Annotated in this window: 24 protein-coding genes; 18 read left to right on the top strand and 6 right to left on the bottom strand. The window is 45.1% G+C overall.

Features of this window, described 5'->3' with window-relative positions:
* The first annotated feature begins 178 nt into the window (after nucleotides 1–178).
* From NWE95_09835 to NWE95_09800, 8 genes are all read left to right on the top strand, one after another.
* Nucleotides 179–1,441 (top strand): methyltransferase domain-containing protein, encoded by a 1,263-nt coding sequence (locus tag NWE95_09835; GenBank protein MCW4004195.1) that lies wholly within the window; start codon nucleotides 179–181, stop codon nucleotides 1,439–1,441.
* Nucleotides 1,442–1,485: 44 nt separating this feature from the next.
* The gene (locus NWE95_09830) at nucleotides 1,486–2,001 is read left to right on the top strand and encodes a cytidine/deoxycytidylate deaminase family protein (GenBank protein ID MCW4004194.1); all 516 of its coding nucleotides are present in this window, start codon (nucleotides 1,486–1,488) and stop codon (nucleotides 1,999–2,001) included.
* 331 nt (nucleotides 2,002–2,332) lie between these two features.
* Nucleotides 2,333–3,274 carry a trypsin-like peptidase domain-containing protein gene (locus NWE95_09825; protein MCW4004193.1) on the top strand — a complete coding sequence of 314 codons (942 nt, stop codon included), beginning with the start codon at nucleotides 2,333–2,335 and terminating at the stop codon, nucleotides 3,272–3,274.
* 17 nt (nucleotides 3,275–3,291) lie between these two features.
* Nucleotides 3,292–3,732, top strand: coding sequence for a CoA-binding protein (locus NWE95_09820; protein MCW4004192.1), 441 nt, complete (start codon nucleotides 3,292–3,294; stop codon nucleotides 3,730–3,732).
* 285 nt (nucleotides 3,733–4,017) lie between these two features.
* Nucleotides 4,018–5,109: an NDP-sugar synthase gene (locus NWE95_09815; protein MCW4004191.1), complete on the top strand. Its 1,092-nt coding sequence runs from the start codon at nucleotides 4,018–4,020 to the stop codon at nucleotides 5,107–5,109.
* A gap of 7 nt (nucleotides 5,110–5,116) precedes the next feature.
* Nucleotides 5,117–6,487: a phosphoglucosamine mutase gene (gene glmM, locus NWE95_09810; protein ID MCW4004190.1), complete on the top strand. Its 1,371-nt coding sequence runs from the start codon at nucleotides 5,117–5,119 to the stop codon at nucleotides 6,485–6,487.
* A gap of 28 nt (nucleotides 6,488–6,515) precedes the next feature.
* Nucleotides 6,516–7,841 carry a hypothetical protein gene (locus NWE95_09805; GenBank protein ID MCW4004189.1) on the top strand — a complete coding sequence of 442 codons (1,326 nt, stop codon included), beginning with the start codon at nucleotides 6,516–6,518 and terminating at the stop codon, nucleotides 7,839–7,841.
* Nucleotides 7,838–8,791 carry a Gfo/Idh/MocA family oxidoreductase gene (locus tag NWE95_09800; protein MCW4004188.1) on the top strand — a complete coding sequence of 318 codons (954 nt, stop codon included), beginning with the start codon at nucleotides 7,838–7,840 and terminating at the stop codon, nucleotides 8,789–8,791. The genes NWE95_09805 and NWE95_09800 overlap by 4 nt, the downstream gene beginning before the upstream one ends.
* 6 nt (nucleotides 8,792–8,797) lie before the next feature.
* On the opposite strand, the gene NWE95_09795 is transcribed toward NWE95_09800, so the two are convergent.
* The 4 genes from NWE95_09795 to NWE95_09780 form a co-directional block, all read right to left on the bottom strand.
* Nucleotides 8,798–9,067, bottom strand: a complete 270-nt coding sequence (locus NWE95_09795) for a Trm112 family protein (GenBank protein ID MCW4004187.1) — start codon at nucleotides 9,065–9,067, stop codon at nucleotides 8,798–8,800.
* 62 nt (nucleotides 9,068–9,129) lie between these two features.
* Nucleotides 9,130–9,525 (bottom strand): hypothetical protein, encoded by a 396-nt coding sequence (locus tag NWE95_09790; protein MCW4004186.1) that lies wholly within the window; start codon nucleotides 9,523–9,525, stop codon nucleotides 9,130–9,132.
* Nucleotides 9,526–9,545: 20 nt separating this feature from the next.
* Nucleotides 9,546–9,764: a hypothetical protein gene (locus NWE95_09785; protein ID MCW4004185.1), complete on the bottom strand. Its 219-nt coding sequence runs from the start codon at nucleotides 9,762–9,764 to the stop codon at nucleotides 9,546–9,548.
* 170 nt (nucleotides 9,765–9,934) lie between these two features.
* Nucleotides 9,935–10,783, bottom strand: a complete 849-nt coding sequence (locus tag NWE95_09780; GenBank protein ID MCW4004184.1) for a class I SAM-dependent methyltransferase family protein — start codon at nucleotides 10,781–10,783, stop codon at nucleotides 9,935–9,937.
* 33 nt (nucleotides 10,784–10,816) lie between these two features.
* Between NWE95_09780 and NWE95_09775 the strand changes: the two genes are divergently transcribed.
* Entirely contained in the window at nucleotides 10,817–11,023 is a 207-nt protein-coding gene (locus NWE95_09775; GenBank protein MCW4004183.1) for an RNA polymerase Rbp10, read from the top strand.
* A gap of 48 nt (nucleotides 11,024–11,071) precedes the next feature.
* On the opposite strand, the gene NWE95_09770 is transcribed toward NWE95_09775, so the two are convergent.
* Entirely contained in the window at nucleotides 11,072–11,362 is a 291-nt protein-coding gene (locus tag NWE95_09770) for a hypothetical protein (GenBank protein ID MCW4004182.1), read from the bottom strand.
* A gap of 108 nt (nucleotides 11,363–11,470) precedes the next feature.
* Complete coding sequence (locus NWE95_09765; protein ID MCW4004181.1) at nucleotides 11,471–13,573, bottom strand: hypothetical protein; 2,103 nt, start codon at nucleotides 13,571–13,573, stop codon at nucleotides 11,471–11,473.
* Between the two features lie 205 nt (nucleotides 13,574–13,778).
* On the opposite strand from NWE95_09765, the gene twy1 reads away from it, so the two are divergent.
* The 9 genes from twy1 (at nucleotide 13,779) to NWE95_09720 (ending at nucleotide 21,232) form a co-directional block, all read left to right on the top strand.
* Nucleotides 13,779–14,741: a 4-demethylwyosine synthase TYW1 gene (twy1, locus tag NWE95_09760; protein ID MCW4004180.1), complete on the top strand. Its 963-nt coding sequence runs from the start codon at nucleotides 13,779–13,781 to the stop codon at nucleotides 14,739–14,741.
* A gap of 67 nt (nucleotides 14,742–14,808) precedes the next feature.
* Complete coding sequence (locus tag NWE95_09755) at nucleotides 14,809–15,000, top strand: hypothetical protein (protein ID MCW4004179.1); 192 nt, start codon at nucleotides 14,809–14,811, stop codon at nucleotides 14,998–15,000.
* 66 nt (nucleotides 15,001–15,066) lie between these two features.
* Complete coding sequence (locus NWE95_09750; GenBank protein ID MCW4004178.1) at nucleotides 15,067–15,726, top strand: hypothetical protein; 660 nt, start codon at nucleotides 15,067–15,069, stop codon at nucleotides 15,724–15,726.
* 9 nt (nucleotides 15,727–15,735) lie between these two features.
* A complete protein-coding gene (locus NWE95_09745) occupies nucleotides 15,736–16,404 on the top strand; it encodes an endonuclease V (protein ID MCW4004177.1) in 669 nt (222 codons plus the stop codon).
* 33 nt (nucleotides 16,405–16,437) lie between these two features.
* The gene (metG, locus tag NWE95_09740; protein MCW4004176.1) at nucleotides 16,438–16,770 is read left to right on the top strand and encodes a methionine--tRNA ligase subunit beta; all 333 of its coding nucleotides are present in this window, start codon (nucleotides 16,438–16,440) and stop codon (nucleotides 16,768–16,770) included.
* Between the two features lie 92 nt (nucleotides 16,771–16,862).
* On the top strand, nucleotides 16,863–17,870 hold the full coding sequence (locus NWE95_09735; protein ID MCW4004175.1) for a replication factor C small subunit: 1,008 nt from the start codon (nucleotides 16,863–16,865) through the stop codon (nucleotides 17,868–17,870).
* On the top strand, nucleotides 17,857–19,095 hold the full coding sequence (locus NWE95_09730) for a replication factor C large subunit (GenBank protein ID MCW4004174.1): 1,239 nt from the start codon (nucleotides 17,857–17,859) through the stop codon (nucleotides 19,093–19,095). Before NWE95_09735 ends, NWE95_09730 begins: the two co-directional genes overlap by 14 nt.
* A 6-nt stretch (nucleotides 19,096–19,101) precedes the next feature.
* Nucleotides 19,102–19,437 (top strand): hypothetical protein, encoded by a 336-nt coding sequence (locus tag NWE95_09725; protein ID MCW4004173.1) that lies wholly within the window; start codon nucleotides 19,102–19,104, stop codon nucleotides 19,435–19,437.
* A 184-nt stretch (nucleotides 19,438–19,621) separates the two neighbouring features.
* Nucleotides 19,622–21,232, top strand: a complete 1,611-nt coding sequence (locus NWE95_09720; GenBank protein ID MCW4004172.1) for a glutamate synthase-related protein — start codon at nucleotides 19,622–19,624, stop codon at nucleotides 21,230–21,232.
* Nucleotides 21,233–21,402 lie beyond the last annotated feature (170 nt).

Raw genomic sequence — 21,402 nt, 5'->3', positions numbered from 1 at the left:
GTTTAGCGATATTTAAACGATTTGTAAGTCACGGTTAACTTTACGTATTTTTCCGTTTAGTTTCATTACAGTTTACTTTATAGCGTCATTCTCCCATGCGCGGTCTTTCACTTATATAGGTATTCTACTTTTTATCTTGACAATGCCCACTTTATTGTTTACATCAGGTAAAAACTGGATGCTTTCCTTAGCGGAGCTTACTTGCTACTTTAAAGCCAGAGCGATCAAGTTCCAAATTGAGTATTTCTCAAGAGAATTCTTCACCATCAAATTCGAGGAACCACTTGACGCCTCAATTATCGATGATTTGGGTGGAACAATAAAAATCGCCCAAACAGAAGCCAAGCTTTCAACAGAAACCCTCAAAGAAGCCTTCCAGCAGAAAAACAAGCAGGCAGAAGCCCAGTTAATTAAGGTCTTAGTATCAAGTGGCGCCATAGATGCTATGGGAAAGACAGTCGGTAAAGTGTTTTTTGGAGTAAGCATATACTGCTCTGAAAACTCACTACGACCATTCTCAGGCATCATGCAACGATTCGTAGGCAGCGCCGTAAAGAGGGAGTTGGCTGGGCAGGGCAAGAAAGCAAGGTTCATGGGCTTTTCCAAAGACAGAAAACAAGCTCAACTCAGTCATGTTGAGGTTCTAAAGAAAGGGTTAGTTGAGGCAAAAGCGGAAGTATTGCTTTGTATTGGCAGAAAAGAAGCGTGGGCTGGCACAACAATTGCCGTGCATAACCCCTTTGAGTTCCAAAAAAGAGACATCTACAAGCCCAACCAACGGAAAATCTTTGCCATGCCCCCACGCTTAGCTAGAATTATGGTTAATCTTTCTGCTTGTACGTCTGGCAAGGTTTTGCTTGATGCTTTCTGCGGCGTGGGCACGATTCTTCAGGAAGCACTACTTGAAAAAGCAATGGTCGTAGGCATGGATGTCAATTCTTGGTGCGTCAAGGCAGCAGAGGAAAATCTTGAATGGCTCAAAAGAGAGTATGCTTTGGAACAGGCTGATTTCAGGGTCGTACAGGGAGACGTTGGCAGGTTAGCGGAGAAGATTGGTCAGGAAGTTGTGGATTGTATCGTGTCTGAGCCTGATTTGGGACCAGCTCTGCGGCAGGTGCCTACTCGCCCGTATGCACAGAAGATTATTGAAAAGCTTGAGCCATTGTTTTTTGATTTTGTTGAGCAAGCGTACAGGGTTTTGAGGAGCGGTGGGCGGTTGGTTTTGGTTACTCCCTACATCAGGACTCGTTCTGGGCAAGCGGTGACTATGCCTATCGGCGAGAGGCTTGAGGCTTGCGGGTTTAGAAGAGTACGAGCTTTTTCGAGAGACATGTTCTCTGAAGCAGGGGTTGATGAGTATCATTTGATGGATATTTCTTCACTGGTTGAAATGGATGAGCGCCACAAGATTGGCAGAGAAATACACATCCTCGAAAAATAGCAACTTGAAATGAATAGCAAATTTATTAATTTGTTCAGTGAACTATGTTTCTAAAAGGTTTGAGGGCAAAGCGGTTGGAGAAGAGTTCAAGACCAAACTGGGACAGGTACTTTTTAGATTTATGTGAAGCAGTTGCTAAACGCGCAACTTGTGACCGTGGAAGAAGCGGTTGTGTGATTGTTAAGGACAAGCGCATCATGACGACGGGTTACGTTGGTGCTCCTGCAGGGTTGCCCCATTGTGACGAAGTTGGGCACGACATGCGCAAAGTGTTCAACTCAAACGGAGAAGTTACTCAACATTGTGTACGCACGCTTCATGCGGAACAGAACGCGATTATTCAGGCAGCACGGTTTGGTATTCCGCTTGAGGGGGCAACACTTTTCTGCAAGATGACGCCGTGCCGAACATGCGCCATGATGATAATCAACGCTGGCATAAAGCGTGTTGTCTGTGAGAAACGTTATCATGCTGATGCTGATACGATTGAGATGTTTAAACAAGCAGGGATAGAGCTCACGATAGTTAATAATGAATTCGAGAAATATGACAAACAATAAATCTTAAACTCAGGGCACCATACTTTCACGCGACATATTTGGAGCCTATTAGTGGTTCTATGTTGAAACCTATAGGGGGCAGGTTACTATTGGCGCAAAATCAGTTCAGTAGCTTGTTGTTTTACTGCGACCATTGTTACTACGACCAGTACCCAATTAATCCCTTACAGGATGGCCGTGGTAAAACTGCCAAAGCCGCATCAGCCAAACCCCTGATGGCCGCGGTAAACCGCGGTGCGTGCAAGCAATTGTCTAGTCAACAACTACTAAAGAAAAAACATTCAAGCTTTATTAAAAACGCTGAAATTAACCATTTTTGAGGAACCACCCCTTGTCATACGACGAAAACGCCATCTTAGAAATCATCGAAAAAGTCAGCAAAAGCGTAGTAAACATAAGCACAATAAAACTAATCCACAACATCTTCTACCAAGCCGTTCCAGTAGGCGGCATGGGTTCAGGCACAATCATCCAAGCAAACGACAACAACGGACTAGTCCTAACCAACAACCATGTGGTAGGCGGTGCAGAAAAAATCAGCGTAACCTTATGGAACAATCAAGTTGTAGAAGGCATCATTGCAGGCTCATGTGCCATCCATGACCTAGCAGTTGTGAAAATAACGGCAAAGAACTTGCAGGCTGTTGAGTTAGGCGATTCAGACAAGCTTAGGATGGGACAACGAGTTTACGCCATCGGCAACCCCTTCGGTTTAGCAGGTGGACCCAGCGTAACTTCAGGAGTTGTCAGCGCAATAAACCGCACTATCGAATCCGAGAGGGGCTTAATAGAGAACCTTGTGCAAACTGACGCTTCAATCAACCCTGGAAACAGCGGCGGCCCACTCGTCGACATAACGGGAAAAGTCATAGCGATAAACACTGCCATCATTCCATATGCGCAAGGCATCGGCTTTGCAATCCCCATAAACGCCGCTAAAGTTTGTACTGATGACATCGTTGCTGAAGGTGTAGCTAAAAGACCTTGGCTTGGAATAGTCGGTTTAACCATAACCTCACAAATTGGGAACTATTATGATTTGCCAGTGGAACAGGGGGTTTTAGTTACCAAGGTTGCTGAGGGAAGCCCTGCAGAAGCCGCAGGTATGGCAGACGGCGACATAATCCTAGAAGTTGACGACATGCAGATTCATAGCATTGAAGAGTTAGTTAGTGAGATTCATAAGCGCAAGGTTGGCGAAGGAATTAAGATTTATGCGTTGCGTAAGGGTAGAGAGCACTTTTTTGAGCTAAAACTAAGTGAAGCTCCTTAAAGCACAGTGGTGATTAATTGAGCCGAGAAGTGATTAAGGAGATTTTAAGTAAGTACAAAGTTATTGCAGTTGTCGGGTTATCCGATAAAATTGGCAAGCCAAGCCACAGGGTTGCGGCTTACCTTAAAAACCATGGTTATTGCATCATTCCTGTTAACCCGTTTGTTGATGAAGTGTTTGGTCAAGAAAGCTACAAGAGCCTGCTTGATATGCCCCCAGAGATTCAGAAGACCTTAGATGTTGTTGACATTTTCAGGAAAGAGGAAGATGTTCCGCCGATTGTAGAGCAAGCCATCAAACTCAAGCGGACGGTTGGGCGCCCTTTTGTGGTTTGGATGCAACTGGGGATTGTTAACGAACAGGCTGCGGAAGCCGCCCAAAAGGCGGGTTTGATTGTGGTTATGGATAAATGTTTAATGGTTGAGCACCAGCGTTTACACAAAGACAAGCACCAATGAAGCAAAAGGCATCTGAGATTTTAGAAAATGTTGCTCTGCCACAGACCCTACCTCCCTATAAAAACACGATTTTCAACATGCCTTTGGCTTAGAAAACAGCCAACAGCACCTACCCCCTACAGGATTCTGCAATGAGTTCCTAATATGCTCCAAATATGTTCGTCTGGACCATTTTTTCTGGGCTGAGTACTGTTGAGCTGAGAACACCAACGGTGACGCATAACAAGTTTATATAAAAATGAGTTATTAGTGTACTGCGTATTAAGGTGACACCCGCTGAAGGCATTGATTTTAGCAGGCGGCTTTGCTACGAGGCTACGACCGCTAAGTTGCGCTAGGCCAAAAACTCTTTTCCCAATCGTTAACAAACCATTACTCCAATGGATTTTTGAGCGGTTAGCAAGAAACGGTGTAGACGAAGCCATATTGGCAGTAAACGCGCTAACACAGTTCTATATTCGACAGCAGCGCCCGCCCAAGTGCGGCTTAAAAGTCAAGTTTTCCATTGACCCGCCAAAAATGCCCTTAGGAACCGCTGGGCCAATCAAAAAAGCCGAGCAACTCATCGGACACAGCGAGCCTTTTATCGTCTTGAACGGTGACATTTTTGCGGACATAAACTACCGAGAACTGCTTGCTGAACACAAAAAATTGAGCGCTCTGGCAACAATCGCGCTCTGCAAAGTTGAGGACCCGTGCAGTTTCGGCGTCGCTGAACTAAATGGCGAGCAAATCAAAAGATTCATTGAGAAACCAGCCAAAGGGGAAGCGCCAAGTAACCTCATAAACGCTGGAGCATACGTTCTCAGCCCAAAAGTTTTCGATTATATTCCGCAGGGAAGAGCAGTCTCCATCGAACGCGAAGTCTTCCCCAAACTAGCTGCTGAAGGCAAGCTTTACGGTTACTGTATTAATGGCTTGTGGATGGACATTGGCAAACCCGAAGAGTACATAGAGACAAACAAGGTGATCCTTGATTCAATCGCCAATAGCCTAAAGCAGAAAAACGCAGAGAAGTTTGAGGTGAAAAAGCCAATTGCGCTGGATGGGGACGTTTCTGTGGGTGAAAAATCAGTAATCGGTCCATATGCCATCATAGGAAAGAACACCAAGGTTGGCAAGAAGGTGCATATTTCTAATTCCGTAGTTTTCGCAGACGTGGAAATCGGCGATTTTGCCACGCTCAATGGCGCCATAGTTGGCGAGGGAGCACGAGTAGGGAAAAACGTGAAACTGTCTGAAGGCTGCATTGTCGGTGACCAAGCCAAAATTAAAGACGGCGTTCACCTGCCTGAAGGCTTAGCTATATGCCCAGCTAAGGAAGTCTCTGAAAACGTTTTAAAACCCAAGATTGACTGTAAAAGAGTATTGAGCTGAAAATATTATGAGCGCACGAAAACTTTTTGGAACAAACGGCATACGAGGCCTTGTCAACGTCGAATTGACGCCTGAAATGGCCATAAAAGTCGGAGCCTCTATTGGAACGTTTTTTGGAAAAAACAAAAACTTACTGTTAGGTTATGACGCACGAACCAGCGGCCCCATGTTTGCTAGAGCAGTGATTGCTGGCTTAACAGCTGCTGGATGCAACGTTTACTTTGCTGGGATAGCTTCAACCCCTGCGATTCAATTCGCGGTTAAGAACCACAAGATGGACGGCGGAGTCATAATCTCAGCTTCGCATAATCCGCCAGAGTACAATGGCATTAAGGTGATTTGGAGCGACGGCATAGAAACCTCACATGAGCAGGAGACAGAGATAGAGAACATTTACTTTGATAACAAAATTGTCTTCGCTGATTGGGATAAGTTAGGCGAAAAGCACGATTTGGAAGGGATCAACGATGAATATGTTCAAGCCATTAAAAAGCACGTTGATGTCGAAAAAATCGCCAGCAAACACTTCCACGTTGTCGTTGACGCCGCAAACAGCGTCGGAGGAATAGCCGCGCCAGTGCTTCTGAGAGAACTTGGCTGCAAAGTCACCAGCATAAACGCAAACATCGACGGCACTTTCCCCGGCAGAATGCCTGAACCCAGACCTGAAAGCTTAGGTGATTTGGCTTCGACTGTTAAGGCAATAGGCGCTGACATGGGAGTTGCTTTTGATGGCGACGCTGACCGCTCAATCTTTGTCGACGGAAACGGCGTGATTTACTGGGGCGACAAAACCTTCGCAGTAGTAATTAAGCAGTATCTTCTCCAGAACCAAGGCGCAAAAATCGTTACACCTGTAAGCTCATCCACCTTAATCAAGGATACTGTGGAAGCATACAAGGGCAAGTTAATCTGGACTAAAGTGGGAAGCGTCACGGTTTCCCAAACCATGAAAACTGAAAACGCTAATTTGGGCGGGGAAGAGAACGGCGGAATTTTTTACCGTCCACACCAAGCAGTCCGTGACGGCGCAATGACCACTGCACTGTTGCTCAACATTATGGCACAAACTGGTCAATCGCTAGCGCAACTCGTCGCTGAGCAACCGCAGTACTTTATAGAGAAGGGCAAAATCAAATGCCCCGACGAGAAAAAAGAGATTCTGCAACAGAAAATCTTTGAACAAGTAAAAGGCGAAAACGTCAGCACCATTGACGGCGTCAAAATCTGGTTCAGCGACAGTAGCGCCATTTTGATTAGACCAAGCGGCACCGAACCAGTTTTCAGGCTGTATGCTGAAGCGAAAAACCAAGAAAAAGCATTAAAGCTAGTTGAGGACTACAGTTCAAGGCTCAAAAAACTCCTTGAAACAATATAGAGCCAGCTTGTACTCGGAGAAAATACGGTTGCCGTCAGTCCTACATCTCAAACCCGAAGAAATCGATTCTGCGGAAAAACGCTCAGCATACACTGTAAGCGTTGTAGGCTGCGACCAAAGAGGAGTCACCCTTGCGAATACCTTCGCGGATGCAGGTTTCAAAGTTGTATGCTCAGATGCTGACCCAAGCGTCATGAAAAAACTTGCCAGAGGAAAAGCACCGTTCGCCCAACCGAACGTTGAAAGCAAACTAAAAAGCCACATAACGGCAGGAAGAATAATCACCAGCAACGACCTAAAAAGCACGGTTCCTCAAAGCGACATAATCCTCTTAACCGTCTCCCCTAAACTTGATGACAAAAACAAGACGGATTATTCACCAGTCATAAATGCCTGCAAGCAAATAGGAGCATCCCTGCGAAGCGGCACGCTGATAGTTTACAGCGGCGTTGCAGGCTTCGGCTTCACAGAAGGCACAATAAAAGAAACATTAGAGAACACGTCAGGGCTCAAAGCAGGTCAGGATTTTGGTTTAGCTTACACCTCAGTCCCCTCAACGGAAACATCAAATGTGAACTTGAAAGTTGCGGCTTCTGACCAAACCAGCCTTAACGCAGCGACAACAGTTTTCAACACGTTATCCAGAAACGTGAAAACTGTTAATCAAGTAAAAGTCGCGGAGATTGCCGCGCTATTCGCCGCCGTCAAACATGATGCAAGCAGGGCGTTAGCCAATGAGTTGGCGGTTTTCTGCGAAAAGGCGAACGTGGACTATTTTGAGGTTTTAAAAGTACTAGACCTTAATGACTCAAGTTTTCTTCCAACCACCGTTGAGGAAGAAAACAAGAACGAAGCCTATATGCTACTTGAAAGCGCAGAGAACTTGAATGCCAAGCTTCGGCTTCTAGCGTTAGCGCGTCAAATAAATAAGGACATGGTTAAACACGCAGTTAACCTCGCTCAGGAAGGGTTGCGGAGTTGCGGCAAGACCTTGAGGAGGGCAAGGGTTGCAGTCATAGGCTCAGCTAACCCCACATTGGCTATGGATGTTTTTGTTAAAATGCTCGGAATGAAAGGCGCTAAGGTCAGCATCTATGACCCCAAAGCAAAGAAGGAGCAAACAAATTTGCGAACGGTAAAAACGGTTTTGAATGAGGCAGTGGAAGGCGCCGACTGCATCGTTATCCTGTCAGGACAAGAGCAGGTTACCCGTTTGAACCTAAAAAAAGTTAAAGCTATTATGAAAAAGCCCTCAGTCATCGTGGATTTAACAGGTACAATGGAGCCTAAAAAGGTGACAACAGAAGGATTCATATACTGTGGGCTGGGAAGAGGAACAGGTAGTTGGCAATGAAAAAGCTGGGTGTTGCAGTAATCGGAACAGGGCAATGGGGAAAAAACCACGCTAGAGTCTACCATGAATTGCCCTCAACAGAACTCATCGCAGTATGCGACGTTAACCGCGAAAGAGCCCAAGCCATGGCTAAACAGTACGGCGCCAAAGCCTACACCAGCAGCGCACAAATGCTAAAAAACAAGGAGATTGAGGCAGTCAACGTTTGCACGTGGTCAACAATCCTTGCCAAAGAAGCCCTAAAAGCGCTGAGGGCTGGAAAGCATGTTTTAGTTGAGAAGCCCATGGCAACCAACCCCAAACAAGCAGAAAAACTAGTTCAAACTGCGCAGGAGAATGGTTTGCACTTGACGGTGGGCTTCCTCATGAGGTTCATACCTGGCCTGCAACACATACGGCAGTCGGTTGAGAACAAGAAAATCGGGGAATTAGTCTGCGCAACAGCCAAACGTGTTTCACAGTGGCCTGAAAGAATCGGAGATGTTGGCGTCGTGAAGGACACAGCCATCCATGACATTGACGTTATGCGGTTCATCTCAAACGAAGACCCCCTTTCCGTCTACGCAAAGATGGGCAGCATGAGAATCAAAAAATTCGAAGACTACGCCCAAATAATGCTTACCTACAAGGATGGCAAGACCGCGTTTATCGAGACCAACTGGCTCACGCCCTACAAGACCCGCCTGTTAACTGTGACGGGGAGCGAAGCCATAATGAAACTTGATTACATAACGCAGGACCTGTGGATTGAACAGCAAAAGGAAACTGTGCAACCGCGGTTGCCCTTCCAAGAACCCCTTAAAATGGAGCTCCAGCACTTTGTGGATTGCATAGTGGAGAAAAAGAAACCCATTGTTACTGGAGAGGATGGCGTGAGAGCGCTACAGGTCGCTACTGCAGCAATCAAGTCTTCAGCAAAAGGTATGGCAATAAAATTAGAAAGTTTTTAGAAAGGGCTATTTCAAGTTGAAGGGCTTGCCTTCAGAAACGATTTTTTCTGGAATCTGCGCTTTCCACTTCTTTAGAAACGGCAAATCTTCCGCTTCTTTGCGCAACTCGTCAGGCAGCATTTCTGGGATTTCCTCACGGATTGGGTACCAGCGCAGGCATTTGGGGCAGACGATTAAGCCTTCAACTATTTCGTCTTTTTCTTCGAAAACGTGAAGTTCAAGCGGATGATACTTGTCGATTGGGCAAGCCAAGATTTCCATTAGCTTTCTCTTCATCGAAATCACAGCACAGATAGATGTATCAGTGATAGCTATTAAAATATTCTCGCCTTGATAATTTAGAGACCGAGTTCTAAGAGTTTTCGTGGACTATTGATTTCTAGGGCTTTTGTACCTGTTACTACACTTGACAATTTAGGTTTCGCTTTAGAACCCATAGTAGCAACAAGGTCGCCTTTGTAAGAGAGGGTGACTGTTATGCCTGCTTCAGAGAGTTCTTCAGCGACATCCTTAAGCATGCCAAGAGTGCTTCGGGCAGACTTGATTAGCCCAACGGTTCCCTTGCTTTTGTTTCCCCGCGTAGCTGCAAGAGTTTGTTTTATGAAATCCTTGTTGACGGAGTTTACATCGATTTGTTTATTGTCTGCAGTGATTTCTACGGCTTCGACATTGTTGGCGGATACAGTAATTTTTCCTGATTTGAGCATCTCAGCTATGAAAGTAGCGAGAGGCATCTTCAGCCTGCCTTGGCGTACTAAGTAGTGACGTCTTTAGAGTAAACGATGTCTAAAACGACTGCGCCGTTAAGTTTAGCCTTAAACATGCCCATGTCGAGGGTTAAGTCTTCAAAGCTTAATTTTATGTCGGATTCTTTTCCCGCAAGCTTATCCATTATGGCTAAGATTGTGTCAGCCATTTCGTGGCTGGCTTTCTCTAAGGTTGAAGAAGCCGTTTCCATTTTTTCGGTTTTCAAAATTCAACACCATATTAGGATAGAGTGCAATAACATAAATAGTTACCGTAAATTAGATAGCTCCATCTTTTAACAGGCAAAGATTGAAGAACAAAGGCTACGTTGCTTTCTCTCAAGAAGCAGTTTGCACATTGATTATACTTAAAATGGATACGTAATGCTGTGGTTAGTTACCCAATGAGCGCATTTATATCAGCAACAGTTTGGTACCAATTTGGACCCGTACTACGTACAACACGAGAGTGGGCAAACGTGTACCTTACACCTATGTGATCAAGTTTTTGGACTATCTTTGACTTCGTTTTCTCCAGTGGGTCTTCGTTTCCCAAGACATGCTGGAAATCGTAATAGTGAATCCAGCCGCCCCCTTTCTTTAACGCTGAAACCGCAACAGGCAAGTACTCGAGTGCTTTTTCTGGCAGGGGCATCAGAACCCTGTCAGCGACACCTTGCAGTTTTGCTTGAATGATCTCTTTTGCGTCACCAAGCAGAGGAATAACCCTGCCGTAAACACGATTGATTCTTACATTCTTCTGCATGCACTCAAACGCGGTCGGATTAACATCGATAGAGTAAATCTGGACTTGAGGCACGGTTTTGGCAATGATTACGCTAAAGCAACCTACTCCTGAAAACATGTTTACGACTACTTCACCAGCCTTAACTTGGCTGGCTACTCGTGCACGTTCGTGAGATAGGCGGGGTGAAAAATAGCATTTTTCCACGTCAACCGCAAAAATGCAGCCTGATTCCTTGTAAGTTGTGTTTGTGTTGCCTTCGCCTGCTAAAAGCCTTAACTCGCGTACTCTAAAGTCGCCTCTGACGGCGCTAGTTTGCGCGAACACTGTTTTGACGTTTTTGTGCACTTGCATGATTTGTTTTGCGATTATCTTCATGTCGACATTGCTGTCGGGGGGTGTTTTTACAATGGCTATGTCACCGATTATGTCGAACGAATTGTAAACCTGACCAAGCTGCCCTGATGGAAGCGCAAGCTTTTCTTTGAGCCTTTTTCTCAAGTATGCATCCTCTTTGATGTTAAGGTATTGGAAATGTTTAAAAGTAAAATGCTTTTCTTTGTAGGAAGAGGCGTTTCGTTGGAAAGAACAGGAATTGTTTATGAATGCATGCGTTGTGGCTCAAGAGTGCCATCTGAAGAGCTGGAACTACGTGGCGGAGAAACCAAATGCATCATTTGCGGTTATAGGATTTTAAAGAAAGTTAAACCGCCAGTTGTCAAGAGAGTTCAATCGAAATAAGAAATAGGAAACCGTGTATAGTACACGGGAATTTTTGTTCACTTAAGTTTAGTAAAATTCTTTGTCGCCGAGTTTCCGCAGTGCCTTTCCTTTAAGCTTCACTGATTCACCTAAGAAGTCATCTTCTATGTCTTTTTCAACAGTTTTCCGTTTCACAGTTTCGCCGCAGATTCCGCCGGGCAATAAGCGTCTTTTCATGCACATTGAATAGGTGCAGTTTGCGACGTTGCACACGTCTTCTGTCCAATTGCACCAAATGCTATCTCTTCGGTAGAATGCTGAGTTTTTAGCGCATTTAAAAGATGGACATTTTGGGGAACAAGCTTTTGATTGAGCCAATAGGTACACCTCAATGCCATAATCAAAATCTATGGGTTGTTGTTTCCTCGTCTTTTGTTTATGACCTTTAGTTGCCATATAAACTTTTTTCTAGTAAAGGGGGCAAATTTAGGCGGGGGTTTCGCTGCTGGAAGGCTTGGTTTTTCTTCGTCTGTATATCTCCACTAAAGCTAGCAATATTATACCGATTAGTATGATTATTACTGTGAACAGGGAACTTACGGGTATTAACCATGAGCCGAAAGCAACGAATTTGTCTATTTTCAGTTGCACGGTAGTTGGCTTATCAATAGTTAACGTTATGGCTTGGTAATCTTGGCTTCCAAGAGCACAAGCTATTATCTGCATGTCTCCGCCTATTATGTTGCTAAATGTTGCCACGCCATTACTCTTGGTCATATCCGAGAACCTTTCGTTTTCTGGACCGTTTAATGTAACATTGGCATTTGATATGGCTCCACCAAAGAAGTCAACAACTGAGACTGAAACTTCGATGCCGTAGAGGGTGCAATGTATTTGTTTTTGGGCTGTGCTGAAGGCTTGTATGGTTGTTTCGTTGATTAAGATGTTGTTTTTGTAGATGCGAGCGCGATACATGCCGAAAGTGACCTGCGTGCTGACTGTGCCAGAGTTGTCTGTTGTTGCGGCGTAGAATAACCCGTTTGTTAATTCAACAAGTTCTATACGTGCCTGAGGAATTGCTTCTCCGCTGTAGCCGATTACGTTGAGTGTTACGTTTTCATCTGGACAGGTAATTATGATTTCTGCCGTTGCCTGAGTTGGAAGATTTGCGAAGGTGTTGTTGTTTGGATTGAAAACTTGCCCATAGAGCGAAGCTTCCACCGTGTATGTTGCTCCTGCTAACGTTGACTTTAAGTAGTAACTGCCTGAGGGACCTGTTTGTCCGGTGGCATTGCCTGTTTTTGATCCGATAGTTGTTGTTTGATAATTGTATTTTATATTTAAGTCGACAAAGGGCATTGCAATACCCTGCGTGTTTTTAACTGTAATTTTAAGGTCGGTTAATTGGCACCGTAAATTGAAGGTGCCTTCGCCAGTGACGGTTACGTTTGTTTCTCCAACGTTAACGCCGTTCCAAAAGGCAGTCAAAAGGTGAGGACCTTTCTCAAGTTGAAAGCTTGCTGTGCCCTCCGCATTGGTAGTTGCATTGTACGTGTTCTGGCTTGAGTAGTCTAGTGCTTTGACCTCGATGTCAGGTGTAGGGTTCCCCGATAAACTTGTGGTCTGAACCTTGACGGCGTACCCTGGAACCGTGAAAGTTTGTGAGTCCTGTATTGACTTTTGGGTGCCTTCCGCCACTATTTTTAGGGTGTATTCGCCAATACTTGCTTGGGCTGGAACTACCCATGAGGTGCTGATTACTCCGCTTGCCGAAGCGGTGACAGACTCGGTGGCAAGAGTTGAACCTGTCTTGGTGTTGGTTACGGTTAGCGTTGCGGCTTGATTAGGCTGGTACCCTGTTGCCTTTATGTTTACGGTTTGGCCTCTGTGATATGAGGTTAAATCAAGAAAGTTAACCGTGAACGTGTTTTCAGCCAGCGCACTGGAGTCTGATTGGTTAAAGTAGATGTTGTAGGTTCCTGCATAGTCAGTGAGGGAGCCATCAGGCGAAAAACTATTATCAGGATAGTTAACTTGAGCATTCGCAGTTCCTTTGATGTTTGCGGTTCCCAAGGAAACCGTCTGAGTATATGTGGTGCCCAGTGAACTGGGAAGTTTAACTGTGATAGTAGCACCATATTGAGTGCTTGGTTGACCTCCTAAAACACTGACGTTTAATTTGAGGCTGCCTCCTTCCTGCAATGTTGATGGAACAGCGTTTATGGCGTAGCTTGTTTTTACCGTGAACTGTTTGGTGTAGTTAACGTTTATTGCAACATCTCTTAGAGTTAACGCGTAGGTACCGCTTGGAACTTCTGGCACGGTGAAGCTTGTATTGACGTAATATCCTTCAGCCGCGCCGCTTACGATAACAGTTTTACCGAATAAAAGTTGGTAGGCGCCGTTGCTGGTGTATATGCTTCCTTGAATGCTACCGCTACTGCCTACTACTCCGCTTGCGTCGTCTGGCTTGAGTTCATATATGTATACGCTCATGGTTGAGCTCTGTGCGAGGACCTGAAGAGGCAAGAACACAGCGCCGAGCGCTATTAAAAGCATGAGGGTAACGGCAACAATTTTGTTATTCAAACCACTTTGCTCTCCTAAATAGATAGCCATCTTCTTGTAATGCTCATGATAAACTAAGAGAGGATTTTAAACCTTACCATTTAATCGTTTATACATACTTGAACCCGAAAACAAGTCGCCATTTCTAAAGCGCAAAATGGGTTATTTCCATAGCGATTTTTAAATGTCTGTTTTTCTTTGGTCTACTAGAATTTCGGTGGAACCTGTGGAAAACACCCCTTTCTCTTCGCTTTCATGCGCATTAAAAAAGCAAAAATACCATTTGGTTGGTAAGCATTCAGCGGTTAAGCGGTGCAAGTGGCTCTACGAATCCATCGTTAACAATAGACCATGTTATAAACAGAAGTTTTACGGCATCCAATCACACCGTTGCATCCAGATGACACCTTCGCTCTATTACTGCACGCAGCAGTGCCTGTTTTGCTGGAGGGCACAGAGCGGGGACTTAGGCGTTACATGGGACGAGATGAAGAACCCTAACAAGGATACTCCTGAGGAGATTGTTGAGGGCTGCTTTAGGGCACAGGAGAAAATTATTAGCGGTTATAAGGGCAATGAGAAGACGGATTGGCGCAAGTTTCAAGAAGCCCACCGACCCAATCAAGTTGCGATTAGTTTGACAGGTGAACCTACGCTCTATGAACCGTTGGGTGAACTTATCCGCGCATTCCACCAAAAAGGGTTGACAACTTTTCTGGTTTCAAACGGTACCCTGCCCAGTAAACTTTCAAAGCTAAGCCAAGAGCCCACGCAACTCTACATTTCCGTCTGCGCTCCAAACGAGCAAGTGTACAAGCGCGTTTGCAGACCGCAATTCCCAAATGCTTGGGCTAAGCTGAATGAGACACTTGGTTTGTTGCAGAGTTTCCGTTGCCCCACCGTGACCCGCATGACGTTGGTGAAAGAGCACAATATGGACTTGGTTGATGAGTACGCTAAACTTGTTGAAAAGGCTAATCCAACATACATCGAAGCAAAAGCTTACATGCATATTGGCTTTAGCAATCTGCGGTTAGTGTTTGACAGCATGCCCATGCACAAGGAAGTCAGGGCTTTCGCCGAACAGCTATCAAAGAAAACTGGGTACAGTGTTATTGATGAAGCGCCAGAGAGCCGTGTTGTATTGCTGAGCAGGTTAAAGAAGCCGATACAAGTTAGTGCTATGTGAGTATCGTTTGAAAAGTTCAGATAAAACTTATATACAATCTAGTCCCTTTCAATGAGCGGTTGCTACCATGGTAAGCGAAGGAAAAGGACGCCTCTTTCGAAGAAAAGACGGCAAGTACCTTGTCTATTTGCCAAAAGACTTGGCAGAAGACAGCATGTTTCCCTTTAAAGGCTCAGACACAATTTTCGTCAAGGTAAGCTTCGAATTAGGCGACAGGAAACTACTGGTTGAAAAGTGGGGCAACTCAGAAAAACGCTAAAGAACAGAGCGCATTTAAGAAATTGAAATAAATAACAGCTCAATTACCTTACTTTGTGGTGTTGTTTTGGCAGCTTTAGAAAAAGTTATTCAAGAAGTAAAACAGGAACTGGTGGAGAAAAACAAGGTTCGTGACGAAACGCATGAAAGCATGCGGAAAGCCACGAGCCTTTCAAAGCAGGCGATTTTGCTTATTCATCAAAAAAGAATCAAAGACGCACAAGAAATGATTGCGAGCGCTAAAGAAATGATCTCAAACCTCCAAAAATTAGCTGATGAGTGTCCTGAGATTATTTACGGAGGCATGTTTAGCGCTGCCCTACAAGAGTATTCGGAGGCTAACATTTTTCTGATGCTTGTCAAGGAAGGCCGTTTTGTGACGCCTTCAGAGATACATGTACCATCTGTCGATTACGTTTTGGGATTAGCGGATGTAATCGGCGAATACCGACGCTTAGCATTGGATAATTTGCGTGAAGGCAAGGTGGAAGCAGGCGAAGAGTGCCTTAAAATTATGGATCAAGTTTTCATGCAGTTGTTGGCTTTGGATGAGGCTTACATGCTTGTGCCGGGACTCAGGCATAAATCAGACATTGCCCGAAGAATAATAGAGAATACCCGCGGTGACATAACGCTTGAAGTACGCAGAAAGTCACTTGAGGATCAACTAAAAAGAGTTGAATCAGCCAAACGCACGACTAAGCGTAAGAAGCAAAAAAAGAGTTAAGCACTTGAATTGCCCAAACTGACGAATTTTTCAGTAAAAAAAGCTCACGAAATCCAAGTTTGCTTATCAAAGAAGATTATCCGTGAAGACAGACTACCAGAAAAGTTGGAGACCGTCGGCGGCGTTGACGTTTCATACGTGGACAATGCGGGCATTGGAGCAGTAGTGGTTTTAGATTATGAGTCGTTGCAGCTTTTGGAAGCCCAAGTTGCGGTGCGCCAAGTGAAAATGCCCTACGTTCCAACTTTGCTGTCTTTTAGAGAAATCCCTTCTGCAGTGTCAGCCATCCAGCGGCTAAAGATTCAGCCTGACGTTTTCTTAGTTGACGCGCAAGGCTTAGCGCATCCGTATAGGTGCGGGTTCGCCAGTCACCTTGGGCTTGTAATAGGCAAACCGACTGTGGGTGCGGCAAAGAGCAGATTGATTGGCACGCCAGTTGAGAAGGGCGGGAGAACTTTTTTGGTTGACAATAGCGAAGTCATCGGCGAAGCAGTAACAACCAAGCAGGGTGCCAAACCCGTCTACGTTAGCGTCGGTCACATGGTATCCTTAGAGACCTCAGTTCGAATCGTAAAGCACTGCGCAAAAAACCGAATCCCAGAGCCGCTAATTCAAGCTCACAAGTTAGCGACTCAACAACGCATACAGCTTGCCAGTGAAAGCAAAGTAAATATCTAAAAGCTCAGTAACTATCCGCTTGAGGGTTAAACATTGGCTGAAGAAGTATCGTTTGCTGATTTCCAAAAGTTTGATTTTCGAGTAGGAAAAATAATTGAAGCTACGCAAGTCCCTGAATCTAAGAAGCTGATTAAATTAATAGTTGACTTTGGCAGTGAGAAGAGGCAAGCGGTGGCGGGGCTTCTCAAGTATTATACGCCTGAGGAGTTGGTGGGTAAAAAATGCGTCTTTTTGTTGAATCTGCAGAGGCGCATGTTGGCGGGTCTGGAGTCGCAGTGCATGATATTAGCCGCTGAAGACGAAGCAGGAAACGTTACAGTTTTGCAGCCAGAAAAGGACATTGCTGAAGGAAGCAAAATCGGCTGATACCTTGCCAAACTATTTTTTCTTGTCAGGGAAAGATAAATTAGTAAAGTAAAAGCACCTATTGTAATAATAATTGTTGAAGGTTTACCTTAATGGCAGCTAATGAAGAAGGACTTATGTGGGTGGAGAAGTACCGCCCAAAAACACTCGATGAAGTCGTAGACTTAAAAGAGATAGTAGATAGCCTTAAAGCGTTCATGCGAAACCCAAAAACCATGCCGCATCTGTTGCTGGCAGGCATCCCCGGCACAGGAAAAACCACCGTCGCCTTATGCATCGCTCATGAACTGTACGGCGCAAACTGGAAAAGCTTCACGCTTGAGCTAAACGCTTCCGACGAAAGAGGCATCGACACAGTCCGTGACCGCATCAAAGACTTCTCCCGTTACAGCCGCTCAGGCTTCGGCAACATACCATTCGCACTAATCATCCTTGACGAGTCTGACCAGATGACTGGTCCCGCCCAAACGGCACTCAGGCGCATCATGGAAGTTGGCTCCCGCACGTCAAGATTCATACTTATCTGCAATCAATCCAGCAAAATAATTGAACCCATCCAGAGCCGATGCGCAATTTTCCGTTTTTCACGCCTAGATAGGCAAGCCATGAAAGACCACCTGCAAGCAATCGCCAAAAAAGAAAACGTGAATCTGCTTCCTGAAGCCGCAGAACGGATTGTGGATTATTCGGAAGGCGATTTGAGACATGCCATCAACGCGTTACAAACAGCCTCAGCCTACAAGGAAGGCGTCGTGGACGAGAAAACTGTTTCTTTAGTTATCGGCGAAGCAAGTCCCGTGCAAGTTCAAAAGATGATTCGCAAGGCGCTGTATGGCGATTTTATGGAAGCAAGAAAAACAATGTATGACATCATGGGCTCCTATGGCTTCTCAGGCTCAGAAATCGTGCGCCAAGTTCAACGGGAAATCTTTAAAATGTCCGACCTCACCCCAGAACAGAAGGCTGACTTGTCAGGCATCATTGGCGAGTATGATTACCGTTTAACACAGGGCGCAAACAGCGACATCCAGTTAAGCGCGCTTTTGGCTCAGTTTGCCAAGTTTGGGAAAGGCATAGAGGAAAGTTATGCTGCGAAATGACCTACTGTGGGTTGAAAAGTACCGCCCAAAAAAAATAGAAGACGTGGTTGGGAACGAAGAAGCTAAATCACTCTTTGTTGAATGGCTGAAAAATAAGAGGCACACCAAGAAAGCTGTGTTGCTTTATGGTCCGCCTGGCGTGGGCAAAACAGCGCTGGTTAATGCTACCGCCAACGAGTTTGGGTTTACAGTAATTGAGATGAACGCAAGTGACACCCGCTCGGAAAAAGCTGTGAACGCTGTGGCGAAGCCTGCCACGTCATACGTTGCCTTAGACAACTTTTCTGGCTCAACAAAGACTGGCGGAAACGTGCTTTTCCTAGATGAGGTTGATGGCATCGCAGGCAACGAAGACCGAGGCGGCGTTAACGCCATCCTAAAGATTATTGAGCAATCGCTTGTGCCAGTAATCATGGCGGCTAACGACCCTGACATCGACAAACTTCGCCCGCTAAAGAAAGTGTGCTTGCTTGTGCGGTTCCACCAAGTGAGAATCCCACTGATAATTACTCTTTTGCAGAAAATTTGTTTGCTTGAGCACGTTAAAGCAGAGTTCGAAGCCCTTGAGCGCATAGCACAAAACAGCAAAGGCGACGTGCGCTCAGCCATAAATGACCTGCAAAGTCTCAGCGAAGAAAACCATGTATTGACCCTGCAAGACACTGTGATGTTGAGTTCTCGAAATAAGGACATAAGCATGGATGAAACACTGCACGGCTTTTTCACTGCGCCATCAATCGCTGAAGCCTCAAGACTGCTAAGTTACTCAAGCGTTGATTATGACGATTTTCTGTTATCAGTTGGCGATAACTTGCCAAAACGGTACACCAACCCCGTGGAGTTGGCTACCGCTTACGATTTTGTGTCTCAAGCTGACGTTTTCAGGGGCAGAATTGGAACCGAAAATTGGCATCTGCTGAAATACTTTTATAACTCTTTAGCGCAGGCTGCCGCGGTAAATCCTGAGTCGTATAAGCCCTTCACTTTCATTTCGCCCCCAATAAGAATCATCACATTATTTTGGACTAAGGGCAAGCGAACCACACTAGACAACATCTGTGCAAAGATTGGCGCTCAATGCCACGTTTCAATCGAGACTGCCAAGCATGATTTTGTTCCTTTCGTAAAAGCAATTTTGCAGAAAAAACGAAAAAGTCCACTTGCTGATTGGTTCAAGTTTACGCCTGAAGAAGTTGATTTCCTAACAAAAATGAACAGGTTCTGAGTAGGCATGGTGGTTTTGAATAGTAAGGCGTTTAAGCTTCCTCGTGTTGATAAGGAAAAATTCCTCACTCTGCTTCGCCTAGGGTTGGAATATGACCGCAACGAAGGCATCTTCTCCATCAAAAGCTACAATAACATCGAAAAGTTACTGGGTACCATAGAAAGCATATTGGGCACAGAAGTAGTGTTCCTGCAGAGTTGCACGCGATGCGGCAGAGACTTCCCCTGTAAAGAGTGCAATTACAAAGACATATGCACTACCAAGGATCTACCGTTCAGTTGCGTTTGCCCCCAGTGTCTGCGTGACAGGAAAAATTTTGAAGAATATCTTGAAAAATTTTAGACAAATATCCAACCGTTTGTAAGTTAATTTTGTTCTTTTGTCACCATATATTGTTGAACGTGTGTTTCATTTATTTTCCCTAGCTGTCGTTTATTTGCATATAGAAGCTATTGAATAACATTATATATTATACGAGTGTTCATGCTCATCAAAACATCGCAACGAAACTTGGGGAATTGAACAAATGAGCGAAAGAGTACATAAAAACAGTTCATATTTAAACGGTAAATCAACAGTTGGAACAAACACACGTGTGAAAGACACAAGCACAATCAGCGGCATGTGCCCCATATGCATTCGGGACTGCCCAGTGCTCTGTGAAATCAGCCTATCAGCTTTCAGGGGAAGAGAAGCACTCTATCCTGAACCAGCCCAATTCGGAACCAGCACAGCTGGTGCACTAAAGAACTTTGGGTTAGACTGGTCGCATTTTAGCATCCAAGCAGGACTCTTCGAAGCGCAAGGCATACCGGAAACATCAGAAGCAGCCATATTCCCAAATGTCAACACGGAAACAGTCGTCGGTGGAATGCCACTCAAACTCCCAATTCTAACAGGCGCTTTCGGCTCCACAGAAGTAGCACGCGCAAACTGGGATGCCCTAGCCATCGGCGCAGCTCTCTCAGGCGTATCAGTAACCATCGGAGAAAACATTGCAGGCATGGACGTTGAAGCATCACTAGCTAACGGAAAGATAACCCATTCACCAGAGCTAAAACGCAGAGTTGATTCATTTAGGAAGTTTTGGGATGGAAAATACGGAGACGTAATCATTCAGACAAACGTCGAAGACCAAAGACTAGGCATAGATGTATACGCTCTATCGAAGCTGGAAGTTAACATTATTGAACGCAAATGGGGTCAAGGTGCCAAAGCCATCGGCGGCGAAGTACGCTTAAAGAGTCTAGAAAAAGCCCTTCTGCTCAAGAAACGCGGTTACGTTGTCATCCCAGACCCTGAAGACCCAGTGGTACAGCAAGCATTCAAAGACGGCGTATTCAACACTTTCGAGCGCCACAGCAGAGTCGGAATACCCAAAGAGAAAAGTTTCCTAGAAGACATCGAGTGGCTCCGCAAACAAGGCGCCAAGAAAGTTTTCCTCAAAACAGGTGCTTACCGACCCAGCGCGGTTGCATACACTATGAAATGGGCTTCCGAAGCAAAAATCGATGCACTCAGTTTTGACGGCGCAGGCGGCGGAACAGGCATGAGCCCAGTGCCCATGATGGATGAAATGAGCATCCCAACACTGTACCTGCAAGCGCTAGTGCTACAGTGCGCACAGATACTCAAAAAGAAAGGCAAATACGTTCCTGACCTTGTGATGGCAGGCGGCTTCATCGAAGAAACTAGCATATTCAAAACAATCGCCCTCAGCAACTTCGGGCAAGGACCACTAGTCAAAGCAGTCCTGATGGGACGCTCACCAATCACTGCAGCCATGAAAGCAAGCTACTTCAAACAACTCGCAGCAGAAGGCAAACTGCCAAAGAATTTCGTGGAAAAGTTCGGCGCAACACCAGACAAATTCTTCATAGCTATCCCAGAACTCAAAGCAAAATACGGAAAACGCTTCGGCGAAATCCCGCTGGAAAGCATAGGCGTCTACACTTACCTAACCGACAGAGTCGGCGTTGGCCTCAAGCAACTCATGGCAGGCAACCGCAAATGGAAACTTAGCTTGCTCAACAGAGGCGACCTCATGAGCCTGAGCACAATAGCCACACAAGTCACAGGCATTCCATTGGCACATGAAGTAGAAAACGACGTAGTCAAAAAAATCCTTGACTACTAAACCACTTCTTTTATTTTTTATTTTATAAAACAAAGGTCATAATTTATCATTCGATACAAATCTTTAATTCTGAAAACTATCTTTTTTAAATAAGAGAGATGCTCACAGCTGAGACCAATAGGTATTTTTGTATACGAAAGCATCAACCAAACACATGAAAAAATAAAACG

The sequence above is a fragment of the Candidatus Bathyarchaeota archaeon genome (genome assembly GCA_026014725.1).
In the GTDB taxonomy this organism is placed as follows: Archaea; Thermoproteota; Bathyarchaeia; order Bathyarchaeales; family Bathycorpusculaceae; genus Bathycorpusculum.
The sequence above is the reverse complement of the archived record's forward strand: the minus strand, read 5'-3'. Positions and strand labels throughout refer to the sequence as shown.

What these genes read in the sequence shown, in the direction of transcription:
- NWE95_09800 (MCW4004188.1), top strand. Translation starts at nt 7,838, where the DNA reads ATGAAAAAGCTGGGTGTTGCAGTAATCGGAACAGGGCAATGGGGAAAA.
- NWE95_09830 (MCW4004194.1), top strand. Translation starts at nt 1,486, where the DNA reads ATGTTTCTAAAAGGTTTGAGGGCAAAGCGGTTGGAGAAGAGTTCAAGA.
- NWE95_09775 (MCW4004183.1), top strand. Translation starts at nt 10,817, where the DNA reads ATGTTTAAAAGTAAAATGCTTTTCTTTGTAGGAAGAGGCGTTTCGTTG.
- NWE95_09835 (MCW4004195.1), top strand. Translation starts at nt 179, where the DNA reads ATGCTTTCCTTAGCGGAGCTTACTTGCTACTTTAAAGCCAGAGCGATC.
- NWE95_09725 (MCW4004173.1), top strand. Translation starts at nt 19,102, where the DNA reads ATGGTGGTTTTGAATAGTAAGGCGTTTAAGCTTCCTCGTGTTGATAAG.
- NWE95_09795 (MCW4004187.1), bottom strand. Translation starts at nt 9,067, where the DNA reads ATGAAGAGAAAGCTAATGGAAATCTTGGCTTGCCCAATCGACAAGTAT.
- NWE95_09730 (MCW4004174.1), top strand. Translation starts at nt 17,857, where the DNA reads ATGCTGCGAAATGACCTACTGTGGGTTGAAAAGTACCGCCCAAAAAAA.
- NWE95_09790 (MCW4004186.1), bottom strand. Translation starts at nt 9,525, where the DNA reads ATGCCTCTCGCTACTTTCATAGCTGAGATGCTCAAATCAGGAAAAATT.
- NWE95_09755 (MCW4004179.1), top strand. Translation starts at nt 14,809, where the DNA reads ATGGTAAGCGAAGGAAAAGGACGCCTCTTTCGAAGAAAAGACGGCAAG.
- NWE95_09720 (MCW4004172.1), top strand. Translation starts at nt 19,622, where the DNA reads ATGAGCGAAAGAGTACATAAAAACAGTTCATATTTAAACGGTAAATCA.
- glmM (MCW4004190.1), top strand. Translation starts at nt 5,117, where the DNA reads ATGAGCGCACGAAAACTTTTTGGAACAAACGGCATACGAGGCCTTGTC.
- NWE95_09735 (MCW4004175.1), top strand. Translation starts at nt 16,863, where the DNA reads ATGGCAGCTAATGAAGAAGGACTTATGTGGGTGGAGAAGTACCGCCCA.